Below are 23,974 nucleotides of genomic sequence, written 5' to 3' on the forward strand. Positions count from 1 at the left end.
TAGTTAAGTATTTGAGGGGTCGTTATCTTTATCTTCAGGCTGGCTTTCATCAGCAGGTTTTTCATCCTCTGCTGGTTTTTCACCTTCTGCAGGAAGCATCATGCAAACAATATCAGGGCAAATATCAAGCTGCTTTTCTAAGCTAGTGATGTCATTACTTGATAATGCCTGTTTTAACTCAGGAGTTAAATTGGATGTTGAAATCGCATCCGCTAATGAAAGTGGATTTTGTAAGTCCGCATCTTGGCCCATACGCTCGAGTAATTGAATAATGTTTGACATGTTTTCTCCTTAAAATGATGTCTTGTAAATCCAGCTTATATTTACAAATTAACTTGCTTGGTGGTGACTTAATTGAGCTTCAAGCTCAAGCAGTCGAGTTTGTAATTTGGTATTAACTTTCATACTTTCTGAAGGTGGGATCACCAATGTGGTATGTTGATGGATAGCAACTTGGGCTAGTTCGTTAACTGGGATATGCTGTTGGCGAACCTTATCAATCGGTAACACTGCCGCTTCATACAATATGACCGAATGGTCTGCAGGGTATGTTTCAAGTAACAGCTCAACTAGCAGTTGCTTATGGGCTTGCCCTGTCTCAAGTCGCTCTAATGACTTATCCCCAGCAACGCCCACCTGCCATAATACGAGGTAAGCAGATGCATCAATTTTGCGTTGATAGAACATAAATTGACTTGCTTCAAAATGTTGGCAACCAACGCGACCAGGGTCGATGCCTAAATCAGCGTATAAACAGTCTTCAGCAGAAATACCGGGGATCATCTTGGCAGCAAACCCCTCTTGTTTTGCCTGTTCGATAGCGACATGGGGAGCTTGAGCGAATACGCCTGGGTGGCCGTAAAAAGCGCCAACGACTTTTTTACCCGCTCTGACTTGTTCGAGCATGGCATCAACCATTTGTTTATAGGTAATGTGGCGAGACTTTCCTTTATCGTAGAAGACTTGCAGGCTTCGGACATCGGGGTGCATTTCTTTAAGCCATAACTCGACAATACCGTTAGAGACACCAGAAAATACCACGTCGGCTTTATCAATATGGCTCTTGCTAATAGGGCAAATATGCGCCCCTAGCGTCATTCCTAACCCTACGCAAACTAAAGATCCATTCATTGGAGTGTATTCTCACGCCTTAATAATTACAGCTAATGTTGCTTCAATGTTACCTTGATGGTAACAATTTAACAGGTATTAATATGATTTGGCAGTGATTTTTGCCAAGTTTCTCCGGTGACATAACTACTGATGTGTTCAGGTTTACCTTTAGTGCTTTTTTTACCAGTGATATCAGCTTCTGGCTGTTCGTTAATAAACCCCAACTTTTGGGTAATCCTATGGGTTGCATAATTGGTGCTGTCATATTGAGCGTAAATTCGTTCGAATTTAACAGTGCTAAAACCAAAACTAATTAAGCCGATAGTCGCCTCTTCAGCAAGTAACTTACCGTTATATTGTCTTAGTAACATAATGCCTATATCTGCGCGGTTCGATTGATTTTGTTGTGCAAATAAACTTTGTAAACCGATTGCTTGGTTATTGTGTTCGATGATCCAAACCCAGTATTTTTTTGTTGGGGTAAGGTTATTTTGAATGGCAGTTTCGAAAAATTGTTTGATTTGCTTCGGCTCAAAAGGGGCGCATATTTTTCGCATTGTCTTAGGGTCGGAATAAAGCTGCACAAATATGTCAAAATCACCTTGCTGTATTAATCGCATCGACAGACGTTGAGTGTTAAAGCTGTAATTCATTTAACCGCACCCGTTGATACTGATAGCTGATGTTTGGCTGCCCCTTGCACCAGTTTTGATTCAAAGGGTACTTGCTCTGCAAAACGAATCACTCCAGTTTTATGCTCCTCCCGATCAAAAATAACGTAGTAATTGTTGAGTAGCGGTAAGCCAATTAATGACTGATTACCCCACTGAGGTAACTTGCCAATAATTTTGAAACACGCTTTACCTTGTAAAGGACTATTAAGTTGCCAGTAATCATGGGGCTTGCAAGTTAATGTGATGGGTTCTGGTTGGTGACTATTGGTTTGAGTATGAGTTTGAGTTTGAGAGTGAGTATGAGAAGCTGGCGCACCGCCATGACCATCACACTCAGAATGACCCGCAAAAATAAACTCAATATCTGGCCACTGCGTTAAATCCAGTAATTCGGCATCAATTCCCACTTCTTGTGCTGCAAGGTCAGTAAAAGGCGCAATTAAGCTTAAAAAATCCTGTGGAATGCCAGTGTGTTTGTTTGGTTTGGACGCCGCTACAGTTTGAGTCAGTGTGTGTAAGTTCTGCTTTAACCCCTCGAATAACACATCGGTTAACATGATACCGCTAGTGCCGGTATCGATAATTGCATTGGTTAAGTAGTAGGCAAATTCAGGTTTAAGATCGGCGGCATTAATTTGCGCAAAGTCACCCACTTTAATCCCAACTAAGGTGACATTGTAGTGTACGTTATGTTCAACCTTTATGTGCTTGAATTGACCTTGATATAAGTGTGTTTGCTCTTTGCCACCACCAAGAATTAACCAGCCCTGATTTAAAGGATCTGCAGCAAGTGATGCTTTTGATGGCGTTGCACTTGCCACATGCACACTGGATCGCTGAGAGTAAAAAGCGAACTTGTTTGCACATAATCCTTGAGTTTCTAACTGGGTAAAATACGGCAAAATATCCTGCTCTGGCTGAGTTTTTAAAAAAGCCTTAAAGCGGGTTAAATCATTGCTACTAAAGTGCTGATGTTCATCAGTGTGGTGATGAGTATCATTTGGGCAAACCGAATCCTCTTCTGAAAATGGCCAAGGATAGGTAACTGGCGGGGAAACATTACGTTCAACTAAATAATCATGCAGGTCATAGCTTGAATTCAGTTGATAGTAAGCTAGGCCTAAAATACCATTGGCTTCGCCAAATGTTTTGCGTTGTGCCAGCGAAGACACCACTGCTACAGGACACGGATTCAAAGTAAATGAAAATGTATCATTGCCTATGGTGACATTCGTATTTATGACAGGCCCGTCCCAACCACCGATACCGTAAGTCACTTCCTGAGCAAAACTGGTGGCCGTTAAATCTGTATCATCTTCGGGGTGATAAGCGACTTGACCGACAACTAATGTGCTACTACCAGAATCAACAATTAAGTTCACTTCCGTTTGTTGACTGCCAATATGTAACTTTACTGTGTAACCGCCTTTTGCATAAATATTGATGAGAGGTAAGGCCAATGGATGTGTTGCTGTCATGTGTCGCAGTCCTGTGCTGTTGAGATTTACTTTTAAAATCGATAATTTAGCTTTAGCTTATATTAAATAAAATTACCTTACTTGTTTTAATTAACTCTTAGCCAAAACATTAGCATGGCCCCTTTTTACAAAAAGCGTCACTGTTGACCTTCTAAATCGAATATGTGCTCACTTCAGTAAAGCCTGTGCTGGTCTTGCAAATTTCAGTGTTATTTATACTTTATTATTAAAAATACTTACAAAAAAACGCCCAAATTCTATCACCAATTTGGGCGTTTAAACTTGCTGGCTAAAGTTACATTTTTAACACTTTATTCAGTGGTAAATCACGATAGCGCTTACCGGTAGCAGCAAAAATCGCATTGGTTAAACTTGGCGCCACAGGCGGCACACCGGGCTCACCCACACCAGCGGGTTTTGCGCTTGATGCCACGACAATGGTTTCAATTTCAGGTGATTGCCCCATTCGTAATAACCGATAGTTATGGAAGTTTGATTGCTCCACTTTACCGTCTTTGTAGCTAATCTCGCCCATCATCGCGAGGCTTAAACCAAATATAACCGCACCTTCTGTTTGCGAGTGCGCTCTATCAGGGTTAACCACTGTACCCGCATCAATGGCGGCGATACTCTTTAAAACCTTGAGGTTATCGCCGTTAACTTCAACTAATGTCGCAACCGCCACGTAGCTGACAAAGCTACGATGTACTGCAAAACCCCAGCCTTGACCGTCTTTGACTTTAGGGTGTTTCGCCATCGCTTTTTCTACCGCATCGATAACACCAAGAAAACGACCAATATCGATGGGAAAATCATCTAAGGTTTCACCATAGTTACCGTATTTGACGATTTGGTTCTCAAGCTTTTCATAGCGTGGCGTACCGAGCAGCTCACGCCACATTGCAATGCAAGGTTTACCTGCATTGACCGCCAGTTCATCGACAAAGCTACCGATCCCAAAACCGTGTTGAATATTACACACAGAGCGCATCCAACCGATACGAGAGTGAGCCGTGGCTTTCACTGACTCTAATTGAATTTGAGGTAAATTAAACGGCATATCGGAAAAGCCCAGGTCCAATTCGCCAGCCGATGGCATATCAACGCCTTCAGCAAAGGTTGAACTAATAGACGGGAAACCACTGCGAGCCAGTAATGCTTGTGGCGCTTGGTTGTTATCTAACTTAGCTTGATAATACTGAGCGCTAATTGCATGGTAATAGCCATTTTGAATTTCATCTTCACGGCTCCAGCTGACTTTTACTGGCTTATTCAGTTGCTTGGATAATATCGCCGCTTCTACACTAAAATCGGGCTTAGATTTACGTCCAAAACCACCACCAAGTAGGGTGACATTGACTTTAACTTGCTCGTCTTTAAGCCCTAAAGTGCCGGCAACATTTTTCTGAGTGCTTTGGGGCGTTTGAGTTGATGCCCACAGCTCGCAACCTTCTTTGGTTACTGAAGCGACCGCTACAGGTGGCTCCATCATCGCATGGGTGAGATACGGCACTGTGTACACCGCTGATAAGCTATTATCTTTATTCCAATCAGTAACACTGTCACCCAATTGGCGAATAACTTGTCCAGGTTGGCCAACCCGAGTCACTAGCTGAGCTAAATCTGCATCAGAGTCATAACGGCTATTAGCTGATTCGGTCCAAGTTACTTTTAATGCTTTTCGACCTTGAATTGCGCTCCAGGTGTTACTCGCAATAACAGCTACCCCGCCAAGGGCTTGAAATAACGGCGCGCCTTTAGCAATAGGAATTTGAATAACATCTAGCACTCCTGCAACCGCCCTTGCTGCACTGTCATCAATTGAGGCAACATCGCTGCCTAAAACTGGCGGGCGAGTGATTGAGGCGTAAACCATGCCTTCAACCTTAATATCATAACCAAACACCGCTTTACCGCTGATCATGTCGTCCATATCAACAATTGCGGGAGATTTACCAATGTGGGTAAATTTTGACGCAGGCTTTAAAGTCACACTATCAAGTGCTGGCGTAGTTAATACACTTGCTGCAAGCGCTAAATCGCCAAAACTTAACGACTTTGAGGAGGACTTATCATGGACTTTACCCGCCTTGGCATACACTTGCGATGGCGGTACTTTCCACTCATTCGCAGCAGCTTGCTCAAGCATGACTCGGGCAGTAGCACCCATTTGACGCATTCGCTGATAATGCTTACGTATACTGCGACTGCCATCGGTATTTTGACTGCCAAACTCTTCGTTAGCGAGACCTTGCACGACGACGATTTGTTCCCAGTCAGCTTCTAACTCATCTGCTAATACTTGAGGAATACCCGTTCTGATCCCTTGACCCATTTCAGAGCGGTGACAGGTCAAATACACTTTATTGTCTTCACCAATGGCAATAAACAAGTTTAGCTGCGCTTGTTTGCCTTCTGCCATGGCCATTGGGCTCCAAGCAAGCCCAGATGCTCCAAGGGCTAAACCACCTCCTACGGCGCCAAATAACTTCAACACCCCACGGCGACTCATATTTTCTACGGCGGTAAAGGTAGTCATAATTACGCCCCCGCTTTGCTGTTAGCAGCAGTAAAAATAGCTGCCTTAATACGTGGATAGGTGCCGCAACGACAAATATTACCGGTCATCGCTTGATCAATTTGTGCTTCTGTTGGATTGGCTGTCGTGGTTAATAATGCCGCTGCAGACATTAACTGCCCTGCTTGGCAATAACCGCATTGCGGTACGTTATGTTCAACCCAAGCCGCTTTTAACTTGTCAGCTTCAAGGCCTTCAATGGTGGTAATTTGCTTACCTGCTGCTTGCTTAATACTGGTCAGGCAGCCTCTAACCGGTTTGCCATCAAGGTGAATAGTGCAAGCGCCGCATAAGCCAGCGCCGCAACCAAACTTAGTCCCAGTTAAGCCTAAGATATCGCGCAGCGCCCATAAAATGGGCATATTCGGGTCGGCATCAAGGCTAAAATTTTTGCCATTTACCTGCAACGTTTGTGTTTGTTGTGTCATAACTTACTCCTTGTTGACCAACCACTGCTTGAGATCGGTTTGAGTATCAATATCAATTGCCGCTTGCGCTAATGGCAAAACAGTCAATTGTTGCTGTTCTAAATGTCGTGTTAATATTTTTTTCGCACCACTGTCGCCTTCAAGTTGCTGTAATGCTTCAAAGTCACTGGCGAGAAAGATGGCTGGTACACCGGGGCTTTGCTGGTAATAAGCCGCAGTGGTTTTACCAAATTGGCAAAAAAGCCCATACAGGCTTAAATAATCTGAATGAGAGATGGCAACTTGATCTGCTAATGTCAGTAGTAATACATCAGCCTGTTGTGATTGGGCATAACTTGCCGCCATAGCCACTGAACTTGCCAAACCTGATTGCCAGTTTTGATTGGTTAATATCTCAATGTCATTGGCGAGTAATGGACTAAGTAGGTCTTTATGGCCGCCAAGTACCAAAACTGGTGGCGATAGATCTAACTCGGTTGTCGCCTTACTCAATATTGCATAACTCTGTTGAATTAGGCTTTGCGCGTTATTATCAGCGCTTAACGTTGCGGCAAGTTTTGCCCCATTAAAGCGAGTACTACCCCCTGCGGCTAACATCACGGAGACCACATTAGGGGGAGTAGAAAATAAATTCATCAAAGCATGACCTTATCAAGATTACTTAACTCACCTTGCCGCTTAAGTCCGTGATGTAATACCCCGTGGCATTGAGACAAGATACTTAAGGCCACAGAACTTGGTAGCTCTCCGCCTAATGCCAGCCCTGCAGGGGCTGAGAAAAAGCCACTAAAATCATCAGTTGAAAGCTGACATTTTTGCAACACCTTATCTCTTCGATGAGTTGGCCCTAAAAGCGCGATATAAGCGAGGTTTGTTCCTTGCAATAGGCTTAATGCTGCAGCGTCCATATCCAAGTTATGATTCATAACTACGGCCGCATCAAGGTGTTGTATTTCTAACAAATCTATCTGCGTTAGTGGTTTTTTACAAATCTTAGCATCTGGAAAATCATAGCCTCTTGCATACGCAGAGCGACTATCAAATACGCTGACTTGCCAGTCAAGCTGCTGCGCCATAGCCACCAAAGGCTGTGCATCCAACCCGCCACCAAACACCCCTAAATGAAATGGGCTTCTGACTGGGATACGTAACAAGTTGAGGTTATTGTCAGAACTCACGTCAGTAACAATACCAGTAATAATGTCTGCTGCAGTTTGCTTGTAAGCTATGTCATCAGCAACGAACTTACCTACGACTTGGCCAGCATAGCTATGATGCTCAACTATCGATAATTGGTACGAGCCTTTTTTACCTAGCGTCAGCTGGTGATGTAACTCGGCTAAGCCGAGGTAATGATTATCACCTAATAGCGGCACCATCATAATGTTGACCAAACCACCACAACCTAGTTGGTAACTGGTGTCATTTTCATCAGTGGCGTCATAGGTTAATTGCTGAACTTGCTGGGTTTGTATGGACTTTTGTGCGTGACGACGTAAGTCTGCTTCCAAGCAGCCACCACTTAACATGCCTAAGGTTTTCCCCAAAGGGTCAAACAACATAATGGCGCCAGGTTTGCGGTATGAAGAACCTTCAACAGAAGTGATGACTGCTAAAGTCCAGTCTTGTTGCGGTTTTTCAGCCCAAGTGTCTAACAATGATAATAAATGATGTGCCATGAGTCCCTGCCAGCATGCTGATTGATATGAAAACACCGCTCAGCAGTAATTAATCAAAGCAGCATAAGTGCTTTAAGTGACTATAAGCTAGCAAAGCCGCTAAACAATGCAAAGCCTTATGGCATTCACCAAAGACTTAACGGTATCGATTTAAGGGCAAGTGTAACTATGTGTGAACCAGCAAGTCAGGCTACTCGCTGGTTTAAGGGATGTGAAGCTGGTGTAAGATAAAATGTAACGGTTTATGCCAATTGGGCTAACACTGTATTTTACATTACAGTAAGTGCTAGCTTGCTGCGTAAGCCACCGCAAAATATAGCCAGCAGCTGAAAAATATGCTTGAGCCTAGCCCAATAATTGATCAGCAACAAATGGATTATGCTGACGCTCTTCTTCAAAAGTCGACATAGGGCCATGACCTGGAATGAAGCTGACTTTTTCCCCTAGAGGCCATAATTTTTGAGTAATAGAATGGATAAGTTGTTGATGGTCCGATTGCGGAAAATCAGTGCGGCCAATGGAGCTTCTAAATAGCACATCACCAACCCATGCAAGGTTTGATTTATTAGAGTGAAACACCACATGTCCTGGAGTATGACCGGGACAATGCACCACCGATAAACGCTCTTCGCCAATGGTCACTTCATCGCCTTCATTTAAATATTGGCTAGGCTCAAACGAGTCAACATGCGCAAAACCAAAGTTCTGGCTTTGCTTTGCTAGCCCTTGTAGCCAAAATTGGTCAGCGATATGTGGGCCAATGATAGGAATATTAAGCTGATTAGCCAGTGTTTTCGCGCCGCCAACATGATCAATATGACCATGGGTTAATAAGATTTTTTCTAAGCTCAGACCTAACTTATTAACTTCAGTAATAATACGTTCAATGTCACCACCGGGATCGACAACGGCTGCCAGTTTGGTTTTTTCACACCAAATAACACTACAATTTTGTTGAAACGGGGTGACTGGAATGATTTGGTACTTCATTACTTCTATCCTCAAATTGAGAAAATTATCGCGACCAAGTTATTATGCGTTAAAGCTTAATAAAATGTTTGATCTATCTATAAGAATCAAAAAATAAAACCAATTAGTTGGTTTGAACACAAGCATTTTTACTGAGCTTGCATCGCTGCCCAAACAAATGAATAATTTAACATCACCACTTCATTTAATTAGCATCATATTTTCATTGTGACCAAGGACTAACCTTCATACAATACTACCTTTCTGAATCCTATTTTCACAGGCACACCATGCAAATTGACAGTATTCTTTCTGGGATCGTTTCCACAAAACACTTTTTTAGCGTTCCATTAGATTATCAGCAGCCCGAAGGTGAGCAATTATCAATTTTTGTTCGGGAAATCGTCAGTACAGAAAACCAAGATTTATCCTTACCCTATTTAGTGTATTTTCAAGGTGGACCGGGCTTTGGTGCAGTGCGCCCTGTTGAGAATAGTGGCTGGATAAAACGCGCCCTAAAAGAATATCGAGTGCTGTTGCTTGATCAGCGCGGCACCGGTCTTTCAAGCTTACTAAATAGCGCCACACTGGCGCATTTAACCGCGCAAGAACAAGCCGATTATGTGTGCCACTTTAGAGCCGATAACATTGTTCGAGATGCTGAAGTAATTAGAGCTCAATTAGCAAATAATCAGCCATGGAGTATTTTAGGCCAAAGTTTTGGCGGCTTTTGTGTTTTACGCTATTTAAGCGCAGCGCCACAAGCACTAACTGAAGCCTTTATCACAGGTGGTATTCCATCATTAACCCGTCAAGCAGATGACGTCTATCAAGCAACCTATAAACGGGTACTTGCCAAAAACGCTGAATTTTATCATCGTTTCAAAGATGCTGAGTCATTAACAGCAGAACTGGCTGACTATATTGCTGATAATGACGTTTACCTTGCCACAGGCGAAAAACTCACCGTTGAGATGCTACAGCTGCTCGGGGTTAATATAGGTATGGAGCAAGGCCCTGAAGCCCTCTATTACTTACTTGAGCAAGCCATGATCGATACTGCCCAAGGTCGCACAATAAACCCGCTATTTTTGCATCAATTTAGTCAATTTTTGGATTACAACACCAACCCAATTTTCGCGTTATTGCATGAATCGATCTATTGCCAGCAGTTTCATCAACAAGGGGCTAATTGGTCAGCCCATAGAGTCAGAGAGCAGTTCCCTAAATTCAATTATCAACAAGGGCAGCGCTTACTGTTTACTGGCGAAATGATTTATCCATGGTTCTTTGAACAATTTAATCAGTTAAAGCCTCTCAAAGAGGTGGCTGAATTAATTGCGCAAAAATCAGATTGGAGCAATTTATACGATGTGGACGTGTTACTGCAAAACACCGTCCCGGTCACTGCGGCTATTTACAGTGAAGATATGTATGTTGATATGAATTACAGCCTTGAAACTGCGCAGCTAGTGAATAACCTCAGCTATTGGCTAACATCAGAATATGAGCATAATGGCATTCGTATGGATGGTGAGCATATTTTAGATAAACTCATTTCATTGAGCCGAAAGGATAGCATTCGATAACAAATGTAATTTAATGTTCAGTTTTAAATTGATTAATATTGAAGTCGATCACACTCCACAGCACGTCGACAGATTAAATTAATTTTCAGTTAAGTAAGTTCGGCCATAATCTAACCTGTTCCGCCCTTTATGTTGTGAACTAGTGAATTTTTATGAGTAAACCCTGATTCGGTTTACTCATTTTTTTTGCCTGAAATTCCGCTATTCCCTTTAAGAACAATCGAGTGCGAGCGATGCAATACCTGTATCCCATGATTTATTCATACAAACTCTCTTTTATCGGCTTATTTACTCGAGCTGCGCTTACGGGAAGTTTTAGCCGTAGAGGTTTTGCTTGCTGCACCTTTGCGTTTATAGCCACTACTGGAGCGGCGTTTTTTATAGCCAGGCCCTTTAATCCCCTCAAGAGCTGTAGGTAATTGATTTGAAGCTTGCTCAATCAGTTGCTGTAATTGCGCTAACAATGGCTCCATAAAGGCATCATACCTAAGCTGCTTTTGACTTATGGCATCAAGGCTACTTTCCCACAGCGCAGTCATATCCGGTGTGGTGGCTGTTTCTGGTAATGAATGGATCAAACCAACGCCAACTGGGGTGGCAATGATTGATTTACCCTGCCTTAATAAGTAACCGCGATTAAACAGTAATTCAATAATGCCTGCTCGGGTTGCCTCGGTGCCCAAGCCATCGGTGTCTTTTAGGATCTTCTTCACTTCAGGGTTAGTGACATAGCGATTGATACCCGTCATGGCGCCAAGCAGGGTCGCATCTGTAAAATGTTTTGGCGCTTGAGTGGTTTTTTCAAGCAATTCGCCACGCTCACAATGGAGTTGTTGACCTTTTTTCAGTGGCGGTAAGGTCGCTAAATTTTCGTCATCACTACCATCTGCATTATCTTTACCCTGCATTTTCGCAAACAAACATTTCCAACCTAACGATAACTCTTGCTTAGCTTTAGTGGTAAATAAGCCACCCGCAATGGTCACTTCAACTTGGGTTTCATCATAAATATAGACGGGGTAAAACTGGGCTAAATACTGCCGTGCAATATGAGAATATAACTGCGACTCTTTGGCTGATAAGTTTGCCAAATTAGTGGTTTTTTCAGTGGGAATTATCGCGTGGTGAGCATCAACTTTACTGTCATTCCAGGCTTTGGACTTAAGCTTGGCATTAGGTTTATCTGCTTTAGCGGTTAAACCGGCATCATTACTTAATACTGCGCGAATAACTTGGGGTGCAAGGCCATGTTGCTCAGCAGGTAAATAGCGACTATCTGAGCGCGGATACGTAATTAATTTATGCCTTTCATATAGACTCTGACAGGTATCAAGCACCTCTTTAGCGCTCATGCCAAAACGCTTGGCCGCATCTATTTGCAGGCTGGATAAACTATAAGGCAATGGGGGGTTCTGACGCTTATTTTTTGATTCAAGCTTGGTCACTTCAGCTGGCTTGTTAGTTATCCGTCCCACCACATTTTCAGCTAAGCCTTTGGCGAGCACTCGCCCCTCTTCATCCATATATGGCTGACATGCTTCACTGGGTTTCCACTTAGCCGAAAAGCCTTCTTGGTTATCGGTCAGTAAATGCGCCAATACTTCATAAAAAGCTTTGGGCTGAAAATTGGCAATGTCTTCATCTCGCCTTACCACTAACCCCAGTACCGGTGTTTGTACGCGGCCAACAGACAATACTCCCTGATAACCTACTTTTTTGCCTTGAATGGTATAAGCGCGGGTCATATTCATGCCATATAGCCAATCTGCGCGGCTGCGGGCTAAGGCTGAGGTAGATAAGGGGACAAACTCTTTATTAGTGCGCAATTGCCCTAAGGCGCGTTTTACCGCCGAAGGGTTAAGATCGCTAATAAGTAAACGCTGGGTTTGAGCAATCTTGTCGGCCTTTACACCTGCATAGGAAATGACTTCATCCACCAGCAGCTGCCCTTCTCTATCAGGATCGCCAGCATTAACTAAACTCGATGCTTGTTTGATGAGCTTTTTTAAGATGCTCAACTGTGAGCGGGTATTAGTTTTAGGTTTTAACTGCCATTTACTCGGAACTATGGGTAAATGGGCTAATTGCCATGATTTAAAAGCGGGATCATAGACATCTGGTTCTGCTTGCTCTAACAAATGCCCTATACACCAAGACACGCAATCCCCATTGGCGCTCATGATAAAACCATCACCTTTTTTATGAGGCTTTGGTAATACATCGGCAATAGCACGGCCTAGACTGGGTTTTTCAGCAATATAGAGCATCATAGATTTATTAGACTTTTAAAACACTGTATGAAATTACAGTGTAATTTAGCGAATAGCAAAAATAAGTGCAACTGTTAATGCAATGGCAGGTTTCTTAGAAAGATAATCTGCCACTCAAAATACTAGGCTAAAGCATCAAAAAACACGCTTTTAAGGCGCTAAACTTAACCAAAAACAACCAATAAAAATTTACTTTAATTTGTGATCTTAATGCAAAAACACATCGGGAGATTAAGCTTTAATTCAGAATGTTCAGCTAGGAGGTTTATATTCAAACTATTGAATATAAACAATTAAACTAGTAATACCCCTAGTTTGTGACCTAGTCAACAGTTGCCAAGCAATCTTTACATTACGCTCCAATTACCCATTAAGAGGTAAGAAAAACATTTTGGAGTATGAGATGAAATTAATGAGCAAATGTCGTGTTGCTTTACTTGTGGCTACTGCACTGGGGATGAGTGCTTGTAATGATGGTAAAGATGGAAACGATGGCCTACCTGGCGAACCTGGTGCACCTTGGGTGCCACCAGTAGTGACCACATCAGCAGTAGCAAAAGTCATGGAATGGCAATATGCCGAGGGTGTCGTGAATGTTGAATTTTCGGTGGAGAACCAAGATGGGGTTCCAGTAGAAGATTTAGATAAAGTCCAGTTAATGTCAACCATCAAAAATGAAGCAGGTTTACTTGCTGACACTGTTGATGTGACTTGGGTTGCGGGTGATGATAACGCACCGGGTACGCTAACTCACGCTGGTGAGGGTATTTATAACCTTTCTATGCCACATGAAGCTGCGACATCTGAATCAATTGGTACTGGCTATATTCGACCAGGTAATGGCGAAAATGGTATGCCACGTACTAAACGCGTGATGTTTACCAAAAACGATTCTTATGCACAAGTTAGCACCACTGACGATGCTAAATGTGTCGCCTGTCACGGTGAATTTGAAGATGCTACTGGCAACGCAACTTGGGGTTGGCATCAACATCACCATGCAATCGACAATGACCAAGAAGTTATTATTGTTGAAGCATGTCTAGTTTGTCACACTCAAACTGAACAAAAAGATGGCGGCTGGGCTGAAAACACCATGGCAATGCTGGGTCATGGTTATAAATATGACGATGATGGTGTGATACAGGCTTCTGGCCATGCTTCATTAAGTACAAGTTATTCAATGGATAAATACCGTTGTTCAACTTGTCACGTTGACGATGTGGTATTTACTGCGTCACTCAATGGCTGTGCAACCTGTCATGCTGATTTACAAGATGCAGATAAAGATTTAACTGTTAATCACAGTAACTTTACTGACCTTGATTGTGCAACCTGTCACAATTCGTTCCAACATGAACATGAAAACGGTGCAAATCGTGATGAAGCATTAAACCGTTATAACTTTGAAATTATATCTGTTGTTCGTAGCGAAGATAAAGCGACCATCGAAGTAACAACTAAAGCCACTGACAGTGAAGGTAAAGTTGTTGACATTAACGCACTCACTGACGCTAGCCCTAATGGTTGGGCAACTGTGATGAGAAACGGCGAAGCGATGCTTCCTGGTCGCGATGAAGGTCATGTTGCTCGAGCAAAAACAGCGCCTATTGCTGGTGAAAACGGTGAAGTAACCTATATCATTACCCACGCATTACCCTATGTTGAAGGTGAAGTATTAGTCGGTGGTGTAGATGGTCGTATTAGCTATACTCACCGTTGGGGATACCCTGCTAATGCCCCTATCTCGGTATCGAACATCAAAGATGTCCGTCGTACTAGCTCTGATGGCATGAAGTGTCTAACTTGTCACACTGAGGGCTTGGATGGACATGGTTCTGCTCGAGGTGGTTTTGATTTAGGTGGTGATGCTTGTACTCAGTGTCACTCTGCTTATAACTGGGCTCCAGGTAAAACACAGGATGATGGAACCATAGGAGACTACGCGATGGCGTGGGGACCATTTGTTCACAACATGCACTTTGGAGCATACAAGCAAGACCGAGGTCTAAATGACATGCCAACAACCGACAGAAACATGCCGGTAGACTGTCAAGCTTGTCACACTGGTATGATTGACCTTGAAGATGTAGCACCAGCGGTTGTGTTAAACGGTATGGATGAGAGCAGTGTTTACGGTATCACGGCGATTTCTGCTAACTGTGCCACTTGTCATACAGGTGATGCTGCGAAAAATCACATGATACAACAAGGTGGTGATTTCAATGTGGCTATCACTCCAGAAGCTGATATGCACACGGGTGAAAGTGGCGACTTTGCCGTATTTGACCCTGCACCTATCACTGAATCATGTTCTGTATGTCATTCCCCTGCAAGACTAGCTGAAGCTCATAATTACTAATATTTTTATATTAATAATCTGAGATTGATTCATCATCAATAAACCGAGCAAAATGCCTGAAGTGATTCAGGCATTTTTTTATCTGTAGTACTAGTTTCGATTACTGAAGGAAAAGAAAAACAAAAAAGCCAGCGGCTAGCTGGCTTTAATCAGTTACTTAGAAAGTATCGTTTAAGGATGACAAACGTTATGCATTTCTAAGTTAGTACCAATGTCTTTATTATTGGCTTTGGCATCATCATTTCGCAGTTGAGTCAGGTGATCCAAGTACGCCTGGTCAACATCGTTAGTGATGTAATGACCATCAAATACTGAGGTTTCAAAGCGCTTAATTTCTGGATTTTCCATTCCAACGGCTTCAACCAAGTCTGATAAGTCTTGGAAGATAATCCCATCAGCGCCGATGATTTTAGCGATTTCATCAGCATCACGGCCATGAGCAATCAACTCATTGGTGGTTGGCATATCAATACCGTAGACATTCGGGAAGCGAATTTCAGGTGCTGCTGAAGCAAAATACACTTTCTTAGCCCCAGCTTCACGAGCCATTTCAATGATTTGCTCAGAGGTGGTACCACGAACAATTGAGTCGTCAACTAACAATACGTTCTTACCAGTAAATTCAGTTTTAATCGCGTTTAGCTTACGGCGAACAGATTTCTTACGCTCTTGCTGACCCGGCATAATAAAAGTACGGCCAATATAGCGGTTTTTAACAAAACCTTGGCGATATGGCAGGTCCATTCCACGAGCAATTTCTAGGGCGATATCACACGAGGTTTCAGGAATTGGGATCACCACGTCAATATCATAATCTTCCCATTCCTTTTGAATTTTTGCGCCTAATTTAGCCCCCATGTTTACACGGCTGGCATAGACAGACACTTTATCAATACTCGAGTCTGGACGAGCGAAATAGACGAATTCAAAAATACAAGGTGCATAGCTTGGCTCAACCGCACATTGGCGAGTAAATAGTTGACCATCAAGTGAAATATAAACTGCTTCGCCTGGCGCAACGTCGCGCATCACTTCAAAGCCAACTGCATCAAGTGCCACTGATTCAGAGGCGACCATGTATTCGGTACCTGTTGGGGTTTCGTTCTTACCAAGTACTAAAGGACGGATCCCAAATGGGTCACGAAATGCCACTAAGCCTTGGCCAATAATCATCGCCGCAGCAGCATAAGCACCGCGAGTTTGTGCATGAACTTTCGCTATTGCATCAAAAACTTCATCAGCGCTTAAGGTTAAGCTGCGGGTTTCTTGCAGCTCATCAGCAAGCAAGTTTAATAACACTTCAGAATCTGAGGTGGTATTTACATGACGGCGCTTTTTGATCAGTCCTTCAGCAAGCTCAACTGTATTCGTCAAGTTACCGTTATGGGCTAAGGAAATACCAAATGGAGAGTTAACATAGAATGGTTGTGCTTCAGAGGCACTCGAGCTGCCTGCTGTTGGATAACGTACGTGTCCAATACCTGCATTACCTTGAAGGCGTTGCATGTGTTTGATTTCAAATACGTCTTTAACGAGTCCATTAGCCTTACGTAAACGAAATGCATTTTTGTCCACGGTCACGATGCCTGCAGCATCTTGACCACGGTGCTGAAGCACGGTCAACGCATCATAAATGGTTTGATTAACCGATGACAGACCAACTATTCCGACGATACCACACATGGGTAAGCTTCCTCATTGTAAGATGTTTTATATTTATATTTATATTTTGGGTACAAAGCTGGAGGTATTTTCCAGATAGTCAAAAAACCACTGAATAACCACACCAAATTGGGGTACAAGCTCTGAATCCGTCCACCAGTCTTGACTTGAAGCACCGGTAAACGCATCCAGAAAAAATAATATTGCGCTGACGATTAACGCCCCGCGAAGCGCGCCAAAGCACAAACCTAATACGCGGTCTGTGCCTGACAAGCCGGTTTTTGACACCAGTTGGCCTAATATGTAATTAACTAAGGCACCAAGAATGAGAGTAGCGATAAATAAAATAGCAATTGCAACGCCATTTCTAAGCATTTCGTCATTCATCTGCGTTAGGTGAACAGCGAGATCTTGATAAAATTGGCTAGCAACAAAGAAAGCAGCGAACCATACCACTAGCGACATGGCTTCTTTGGCAAATCCACGTATCAAACTGATAACAGTTGATAGGCCGATGATAATGAGAATAGCGTAATCAATCCAAACCATTGAGAGAGGGATCCGGTATAGATGTTAAGACGGCGCGATTCTAACAGAGACTGAAAAGTTTCACACCTCTAGCAGAATAAATTGACTGTGCGCTGAAAAAAACAATGATGAATAGTTAGTTTTCTAGGGGATTGTATTGCACAATCTTGCCTTGAAGACCGGTTATTTTCTGTATTTTTTGTTGATAACTTTTCAGTTTATCTGCTGAGAGTTCAGGGCCGACAAACACTTTTGTTAAAGAACCATCAATCGGTTTAGTCGGTAATGTATAAGCGGTAAAACCATTAGTGCGCAGCTTTTGAACTAAGCCTTCAACATTTTTAGCGTTATTAAAACCACCCAACTGCAAGGTAAATCCCGCTTTGATGGGCTGAGCTTGTTTTATGGCTGATTTAACAGTTTCAGGCTTTGAGGTTACTGCTGTTAATGCGGTTGCGGTGTTGGCGCTTGTGACTGACTTTGTTCCACTGTCAGTTTTAGTCGCTGGTGTAGTGCTGGTTTTTTCTGAAACTTGAGCTAAATCTTGGGTTGCTGCAATCTCTTCAACTTCAAAGGTTTCAGGAGTGTAACCCTCGCCAATTTGATCGCTTGCTTGCTCAGTAATCACTGGGCGTAAAGGAATTTCTGTAAACTCTTCAACTTGGCGCTGCTTTTTACCGTCTAATAAATCAGGTAAAAATATAACCCCAAGAGCAACGATCACTATGGTGCCAACTAAACGGTTTTGAAATTGACCAGACAAATCTTTATCCCTTTTTTAATAATTCACTAAACGCTGCCACAGTGTAAAATGAGCCAAAAACAATTACTACATCATCTGCATTTATATTTGACTTAATACTGCGCCAAGCCAAATCCATTGAGTCAAATTGTGATGCAGACAAGCTTGTATTTAACTCCTTGGCTAATGTTTTAGCATCATTTCCGCGATCAACCGGTAATGATACAAAGTTCCATTCATCAATACTGTCTTCAAGCTCCTTTAAAACTGCAGCGGCATCTTTACCTTTTAACATACCGCATAAGGCAATAATGCGCGCAGGCTTAAAGCCTTGCAGTTGCGTAGCAAGGTATTTCGCAGCATGGGGATTATGTGCTACATCAACCCACACTTTTGGTTGTTCTAGTACTTGCTCAAAGCGGCCTGACAAACTGGCATTGGCAATGCCCTGTTTAATATCGTTATCACTGAGTTGTGGGAAAGCCTGCTCAATAACAGCAATGGCAGTGGCGGCATTGGCTAAAGGTAATCTCGGTAATGGTATAGCCTCTATGCTGCGATTAGCACTGCTATAGTGCCAAGTTGAGCGGTTATCTGTGCTAGTGTCATTTGCAATAACATAGCTAAAGTCTTTATTAACACTATAAGCATACGCATTAATCGCTTGGGCATATTCGGTTATGGAATTAGGGCAATCAGGTTCGCCAATCACCGCTAAACACTCAGTTCTAAATACTCCTGCCTTTTCACGGCCGACTAGATCTCTGGTATCACCTAGATACTCTTGATGATCAATATCAATCGAGGTAATGACACTGACATCGGCATCAATAATATTGGTTGCATCTAAACGACCACCTAAGCCCACTTCCAGTAAAATAATCTCAGGTTTAGCCAGCTTGAAAATATATAATCCTGTTAAGGTGGCAAATTCAAAAAAGCTTAATGAGATCTCAGAGCGGGCATGTTCAATGACACTAAAGGCTTCAATAATTTGCGCATCTGTCACGTCAATATGATTAAGCCTTACGCGCTCGTTAAAGTTAACTAAGTGCGGCGAGCTATAAACCCCAACCGTTTTACCGGCTTGCAAAAATACCGCCTCAAGCATGGCGCAAGTGGTACCTTTGCCATTGGTTCCGGCAACGGTAATCACTTTAGAGTCAGCTAAGGACAATAGACTTAAACGCTCAGCAACGGCCGTTACTCGGGTTAAGCCCATATCTATTTCAGTGGGGTGAATCGATAATAAATAATCTAACCATTGGGACAAGCTTGCGTCTTTTGCAGGCTTAACGGTTAATTGCGTGTCATTATCTGTCTTCATTGTATCCCTTTTGAATTTGTCCCATGCTCACATTGTTGTTTCGTAAACAGTAAAAATGCGACTATTTAGCGATCAGTAGCAGCTAAGTGTCTAATCTTGCATAAATAGCGGCCCCATTGGCGGCTTAGGTAAGTTGTAGTGCTCTGGGTAAGTCACATCCACCAGATATAAGCCATTGGGCTTTGATGTCGGCGCGGCAAATTTTCTATCTTTTAATGCTAGAAGTTCATTAACCCACTCAATTTTTTGATGTGACTGGCCGATTTCAAGTAAGGTGCCAACAATATTACGCACCATATGATGCAAAAATGCATTGGCTTTAATATCGATAATAATGAATGTTCCTTGACGAGTGACATTAACAAATTCAATGGTTCTTACCGGGCTATGGGCTTGGCACTGTAATGCTCTGAAGCTGGTAAAGTCATGTTCACCAACAAACAATTGCGCGCCTTGGTGCATCAAATTGTGATCCAGTGGGTAGTGATAATGGGTTAAACCCTTATTTAAAATACCCGGTCTAAATTCACTGTTATTGATAATATAACGATATCGACGTGCAGTCGCTGAAAAGCGAGCATGGAAAGTCTCATCCACTTCTTTCGCCCAGCGGATTGCAATATTATCAGGTAGCTTGGCATTAACGCCTAATGTCCACGCTGACATCGCTCGATTAGCTTGAGTATCAAAATGTATGACTTGACCTGTTCCATGTACCCCAGAATCTGTACGTCCCGCACAGATAATTTCAATCGGTTCATTGGCAATTGATGATAACGCCGCTTCGATTTGCGCTTGCACAGAATCAACTTCTTTCTGTCTTTGCCAACCAAAATATTGACTACCATCGTATTCGACGCCTAAGGCCACACGCATTGATTAAACCCTCTAATTTTAAGTGCGCGCATTTTATAACAAATTAACTGAAGATGTAATGCAAAAGCACAACCCACTGTCAGAGTCTGTATACCTGATACAAAAACGGCGCAGTTATCTGCGCCGTTTTATGTACTTTATGATTAGCTTATATCATTCAGTAGTTTTGAGGCTTCACTTTGTTGGCGTTCATTACCGTCAATTTTGACTTCAGTGAGTAATGCTTTGGCAGCATCTTCATCTTCAATCTCAATGTAGGCACGGGCCAGATCTAATTTGGCATTAACTGAATTTTCTTCGTCATCAACATCAATCATTTCCGCATTGCCAATAAGGGCATTAACTTCGCCCATATCCACTTCAACATCTTTGTACTGATCGCTTACTTCAACTATTTCATCGGCATCATTTAATAATACGTCAATATCGATGAAACCGTTTTCTTGTTCAAAGGTATTAAGAGTCTCTTCAGATGGTGTTGATTGCTTTTCTTCAGCGTCAAGGGCTGCAAGGGCTTCATCAACAGTTAAATTATCTTCAGTAAGAGAATAACTGCCATCATCTGCACTATTAACTTCATCTGCACTATCAACATCATCTTGGTTGCAGGCTTGTTTAAATAATTCTGACTCCCAATCTAATTTGGCCGGCTCAGCTTTTTTTGATTTTAGATCATCAAAAAAGCCTGACTCTTTTGGCTCAAATTCAGGGTTTTCGTTAAGCTTGCTGTCATGGTCAGTGTCAGTGTCTTTATCAGCGACTGTGTCTGGAGCTGCATCAGTTTCAGCTAAGTCATCATCAAGTGCTGACAGGCCTGCCAGCATGTTATCAAATTCAGCTTCAGAGCCTCTTTCGTCCTCCGAAAACTCATCGATTGAAAATAATGGCGGTTCATCATCCTCGGCGAGCTTATCGACATCAAAGTCTGCCAATAACGCATCAAGATCGTCGGCATCTGTATTGCTATCGTTATTAGACTCTGTTGATTTCTCAGCCGCTAATAACTGGTTAACGAGGGGATCATCGTGCTGATCATCATCTAGGCCAAGAGTGACATCATCACCAGAGGCAAATGTGAGTGGCTCGGCTTGGCGCGTATCTGTATCTGCAAGGCTGGCTTCTGGCTCATTATTCATGTCAGCAAGCAAGGCATCTAAATCGGCATCCGATGTGGTGGCGTGTTCGTGCTCGCCTTGTTCCTGCTCAAGCTCGGCGGCAATTTGCGCGGCGAAATCATCTGCCCCAGTAAATGACTCTTCAGGCTCTGCTGTCTGTTGAGGTAACTCGGTTTGTGTTTCTAAATCTGAAATGAGTGAGTCAAGATCGCTATTGTCGCTATCAATTTCAAGCTCTGATTCAATTTGGGCTAGCTCAGAAGCTAATTGCTGCTCGACATCGACATCTGAAGTGGCTAGCGGAGTAAACTCTTTTTCAGGATCGACTGTTGCCAGTAACTCATCAAGATTCTCGCTGTCATCTAATGTGGTGGCAACATCGCTTTCTAATTCAGCTGCAATTTCGGCAGAAAAATCTTCTGCCCCTTCAACATCATCAGTAACGTCGATGGATGCAAGTAAGGCGTCAATATCATCAACTGAATCATCAACTGCGCTATTGGCAGATTCATCAGCCTGTGTATCGACAACATTTGATGATTCAGGCGCTAAATCAAAGTCAGCTAGTAAGCTGTCGATGTCATCTTGAGTATCTGTTTCTGGCGTTTGCTGTAAAGATCCGCTATCTAATTCACCGTCTGCTTCACTGCCTGCTTCGGTTATAGCTTCATCTGCCGGTAAATCAAAATCTGCCAGTAAGCTGTCGATATCATCTTGGGTATCTGTTTGGCTTGGTTCTGGTGCGACTTCAAATTCAGCTTCTGCAGCAACTTCACCAGCATTATCCGTCGGTAAATCAAAATCTGCCAGTAAGCTGTCGATGTCATCTTGGGTATCTGTTTGGCTTAGTTCTGGTGCGACTTCAGATTCAGCTTCAGCTTCAGCTTCAGCAGCAACTTCACCAGCATTATTCGTCGGTAAATCAAAATCAGCCAGTAAGCTGTCGATGTCATCTTGAACATCTGTTTGGCTTGGTTCTGGTGCGACTTCAGATTCAGCTTCTGCAGCAACTTCACCAGCATTATCCGTCGGTAAATCAAAATCTGCCAGTAAGCTGTCAATGTCATCTTGGGTATCTGTTTGGCTTAGTTCTGGTGCAACTTCAGTAGTATCCTCTGCTGGTAAATCAAAGTCTGCAAGTAAACTGTCTAAATCTTCTTCGTCTGTTTGTTTAACTTCTGCTGATTCATCAAGACCGTCAAGTAAGCTTTCAAAATAGTCTCCTTCGTGTTCTATAGACGCCAATTCGACTTCTTGCTCATTCATGGCTTCAGACCACAAATCATCTAGTGAGGTGCCTTCAGCTATTTGTTCGCTAGCCTTTTCATCTTCGATATACATATCAACATCATCAGCACCATCTAAAGATAATTGCGTTTCGTTGGTGATATCTAGATCAAGCAAATCTTCCGTAGAGTCTTCTTCATCTAAATGAATCGCTAAGTCATTGAGATCGTCAATATCATCCGTAACGGCTAATGATTCAGCCACTGCAGCTTGAGGTGTTTCATTGATGCTTTCATCCTGCTCATTTTTACGGCGCATCAGCCAGAAAATAATCAGAAAGATTATAATAAGCGGTAATGCCGCGATAACGGCAAGCAATATCATGTTGTCAGCAATTGACCGCCAAAAGTTAGTTGGCTGCTCAATGACTGTTGGCTTAGCATTTTCAGCAACCAATAGCGCGTAGGCCGCTTCAAGTTCAGTGTGCTTTTCAGAAAGTAATTGTAACTCTTCTTGTGAGACAGAAAGCTGCAAAGACAGCTCTTTTATCTTCGCTTTTAAGGCAGCGTTGTCAGCGTCCTTAATCATTAACATATCTTCTGAACGCGCCAATTCATCGGTTAAAGATAAACTTTTACTTTGTGCGTTCTCGAGTTTAACGGTTAACTCATCAATGAGAGGTTGGTTAACCTCGACTGTATTTTTAAGTGTTTTTTCAGCTACGATGGCTAACGGTTTTTGAGCTGAAGTTGCGCTCGTTTGCCCAGCACTTACCGCAGGCTTTTGCGGCGCTTTGACCGTTATATTGGCATTCGCGAAGCGTTTATCATTATCTTCAGCCCGAAGCTTGGCATCCGCTTTGGGGATTTGCGCCATCACATCTGCAGAAGGGACCAACAGCGTCATCCCCCGCTCTAAAGAATTATAATTATCACTGCTAAAGGCATGGGGATTAGCATCAAAAAGTGCCGCCATCACTTGGTATATGGTGATACTTTGATTGGGCCTAACCTTTTGCGCAATACTCCAAAAAGTGTCGGCTGAAGTTGTAGGACCATATTGACGGGCAACGATAGAATTGACTTCGCCGTTGGGGCCGGTAATTTTTAGCGTCTGAGCATGGACAGGCTCAACCGTAGAAGAAGCAGAAACAGCGGCCAAAGCACAGGCCATTATGCCAACAAAATAAGCAGTACGAAGAATCATCAATCTTTCCTTTGAGCGCTATGGGGTTGTCATCATGACAACTGGCTTTAGGCAATTGTATTTATTAGTTTTAGTATTCATAAGACTATAAACCAGATTTAATTACCCTGCTACTGTGAACCACGCTAAAATGAAAAAAGCCTGCAGGCTG

At 42.8% G+C, this 23,974-nt stretch carries 18 protein-coding genes; 2 read left to right on the plus strand and 16 right to left on the minus strand.

Annotation, left to right across the window (positions count from 1 at the left end; genetic code table 11):
• Positions 1-3: 3 nt before the first annotated feature.
• The 9 genes from Q4557_RS03740 to Q4557_RS03780 all read right to left on the minus strand — a co-directional run bounded on the left by Q4557_RS03740 (position 4) and on the right by Q4557_RS03780 (position 8,940).
• Entirely contained in the window at positions 4-282 is a 279-nt protein-coding gene (locus Q4557_RS03740) for a hypothetical protein (RefSeq protein WP_102476969.1), read from the minus strand.
• Between the two features lie 48 nt (positions 283-330).
• Positions 331-1,131 (minus strand): SAM-dependent methyltransferase, encoded by an 801-nt coding sequence (locus Q4557_RS03745; protein WP_303410771.1) that lies wholly within the window; start codon positions 1,129-1,131, stop codon positions 331-333.
• A 68-nt stretch (positions 1,132-1,199) separates the two neighbouring features.
• A complete protein-coding gene (locus Q4557_RS03750) occupies positions 1,200-1,766 on the minus strand; it encodes a GNAT family N-acetyltransferase (RefSeq protein WP_303410773.1) in 567 nt (188 codons plus the stop codon).
• On the minus strand, positions 1,763-3,265 hold the full coding sequence (locus tag Q4557_RS03755) for a pepsin-like aspartic protease (protein WP_303410775.1): 1,503 nt from the start codon (positions 3,263-3,265) through the stop codon (positions 1,763-1,765). The genes Q4557_RS03750 and Q4557_RS03755 overlap by 4 nt, the downstream gene beginning before the upstream one ends.
• 295 nt (positions 3,266-3,560) lie before the next feature.
• Positions 3,561-5,804: a molybdopterin cofactor-binding domain-containing protein gene (locus tag Q4557_RS03760; RefSeq protein WP_102476965.1), complete on the minus strand. Its 2,244-nt coding sequence runs from the start codon at positions 5,802-5,804 to the stop codon at positions 3,561-3,563.
• Positions 5,805-5,806: 2 nt separating this feature from the next.
• Complete coding sequence (locus Q4557_RS03765; RefSeq protein ID WP_303410779.1) at positions 5,807-6,271, minus strand: (2Fe-2S)-binding protein; 465 nt, start codon at positions 6,269-6,271, stop codon at positions 5,807-5,809.
• A gap of 3 nt (positions 6,272-6,274) precedes the next feature.
• Entirely contained in the window at positions 6,275-6,907 is a 633-nt protein-coding gene (locus Q4557_RS03770; RefSeq protein WP_303410781.1) for a nucleotidyltransferase family protein, read from the minus strand.
• Complete coding sequence (locus tag Q4557_RS03775) at positions 6,907-7,950, minus strand: XdhC family protein (protein ID WP_303410783.1); 1,044 nt, start codon at positions 7,948-7,950, stop codon at positions 6,907-6,909. The genes Q4557_RS03770 and Q4557_RS03775 overlap by 1 nt, the downstream gene beginning before the upstream one ends.
• A gap of 345 nt (positions 7,951-8,295) precedes the next feature.
• Positions 8,296-8,940 carry an MBL fold metallo-hydrolase gene (locus Q4557_RS03780; RefSeq protein WP_102437439.1) on the minus strand — a complete coding sequence of 215 codons (645 nt, stop codon included), beginning with the start codon at positions 8,938-8,940 and terminating at the stop codon, positions 8,296-8,298.
• A gap of 269 nt (positions 8,941-9,209) precedes the next feature.
• On the opposite strand from Q4557_RS03780, the gene Q4557_RS03785 reads away from it, so the two are divergent.
• Positions 9,210-10,508: an alpha/beta fold hydrolase gene (locus Q4557_RS03785; RefSeq protein WP_303410787.1), complete on the plus strand. Its 1,299-nt coding sequence runs from the start codon at positions 9,210-9,212 to the stop codon at positions 10,506-10,508.
• A gap of 284 nt (positions 10,509-10,792) precedes the next feature.
• On the opposite strand, the gene Q4557_RS03790 is transcribed toward Q4557_RS03785, so the two are convergent.
• Positions 10,793-12,778 carry a DNA topoisomerase III gene (locus tag Q4557_RS03790; RefSeq protein WP_303410789.1) on the minus strand — a complete coding sequence of 662 codons (1,986 nt, stop codon included), beginning with the start codon at positions 12,776-12,778 and terminating at the stop codon, positions 10,793-10,795.
• A gap of 403 nt (positions 12,779-13,181) precedes the next feature.
• Here Q4557_RS03790 and Q4557_RS03795 point away from each other — a divergent pair, with 403 nt between their 5' ends.
• A complete protein-coding gene (locus tag Q4557_RS03795) occupies positions 13,182-15,140 on the plus strand; it encodes a hypothetical protein (protein ID WP_303410791.1) in 1,959 nt (652 codons plus the stop codon).
• Positions 15,141-15,311: 171 nt separating this feature from the next.
• On the opposite strand, the gene purF is transcribed toward Q4557_RS03795, so the two are convergent.
• From purF to Q4557_RS03825, 6 genes are all read right to left on the minus strand, one after another.
• Positions 15,312-16,823 carry an amidophosphoribosyltransferase gene (gene purF, locus Q4557_RS03800; protein WP_102476956.1) on the minus strand — a complete coding sequence of 504 codons (1,512 nt, stop codon included), beginning with the start codon at positions 16,821-16,823 and terminating at the stop codon, positions 15,312-15,314.
• Between the two features lie 39 nt (positions 16,824-16,862).
• On the minus strand, positions 16,863-17,351 hold the full coding sequence (locus Q4557_RS03805; RefSeq protein WP_076537127.1) for a CvpA family protein: 489 nt from the start codon (positions 17,349-17,351) through the stop codon (positions 16,863-16,865).
• A 115-nt stretch (positions 17,352-17,466) separates the two neighbouring features.
• Entirely contained in the window at positions 17,467-18,093 is a 627-nt protein-coding gene (locus tag Q4557_RS03810) for an SPOR domain-containing protein (RefSeq protein WP_102437449.1), read from the minus strand.
• Positions 18,094-18,097: 4 nt separating this feature from the next.
• A complete protein-coding gene (gene folC / locus Q4557_RS03815) occupies positions 18,098-19,399 on the minus strand; it encodes a bifunctional tetrahydrofolate synthase/dihydrofolate synthase (RefSeq protein ID WP_303410796.1) in 1,302 nt (433 codons plus the stop codon).
• A 90-nt stretch (positions 19,400-19,489) separates the two neighbouring features.
• Complete coding sequence (gene truA / locus Q4557_RS03820) at positions 19,490-20,275, minus strand: tRNA pseudouridine(38-40) synthase TruA (protein ID WP_102437454.1); 786 nt, start codon at positions 20,273-20,275, stop codon at positions 19,490-19,492.
• A 143-nt stretch (positions 20,276-20,418) separates the two neighbouring features.
• Positions 20,419-23,823, minus strand: a complete 3,405-nt coding sequence (locus Q4557_RS03825; RefSeq protein WP_303410799.1) for a FimV/HubP family polar landmark protein — start codon at positions 23,821-23,823, stop codon at positions 20,419-20,421.
• Positions 23,824-23,974 lie beyond the last annotated feature (151 nt).

Source organism: Shewanella sp. 5_MG-2023 (genome assembly GCF_030547465.1).
Classification (GTDB): Bacteria; Pseudomonadota; Gammaproteobacteria; order Enterobacterales; family Shewanellaceae; genus Shewanella.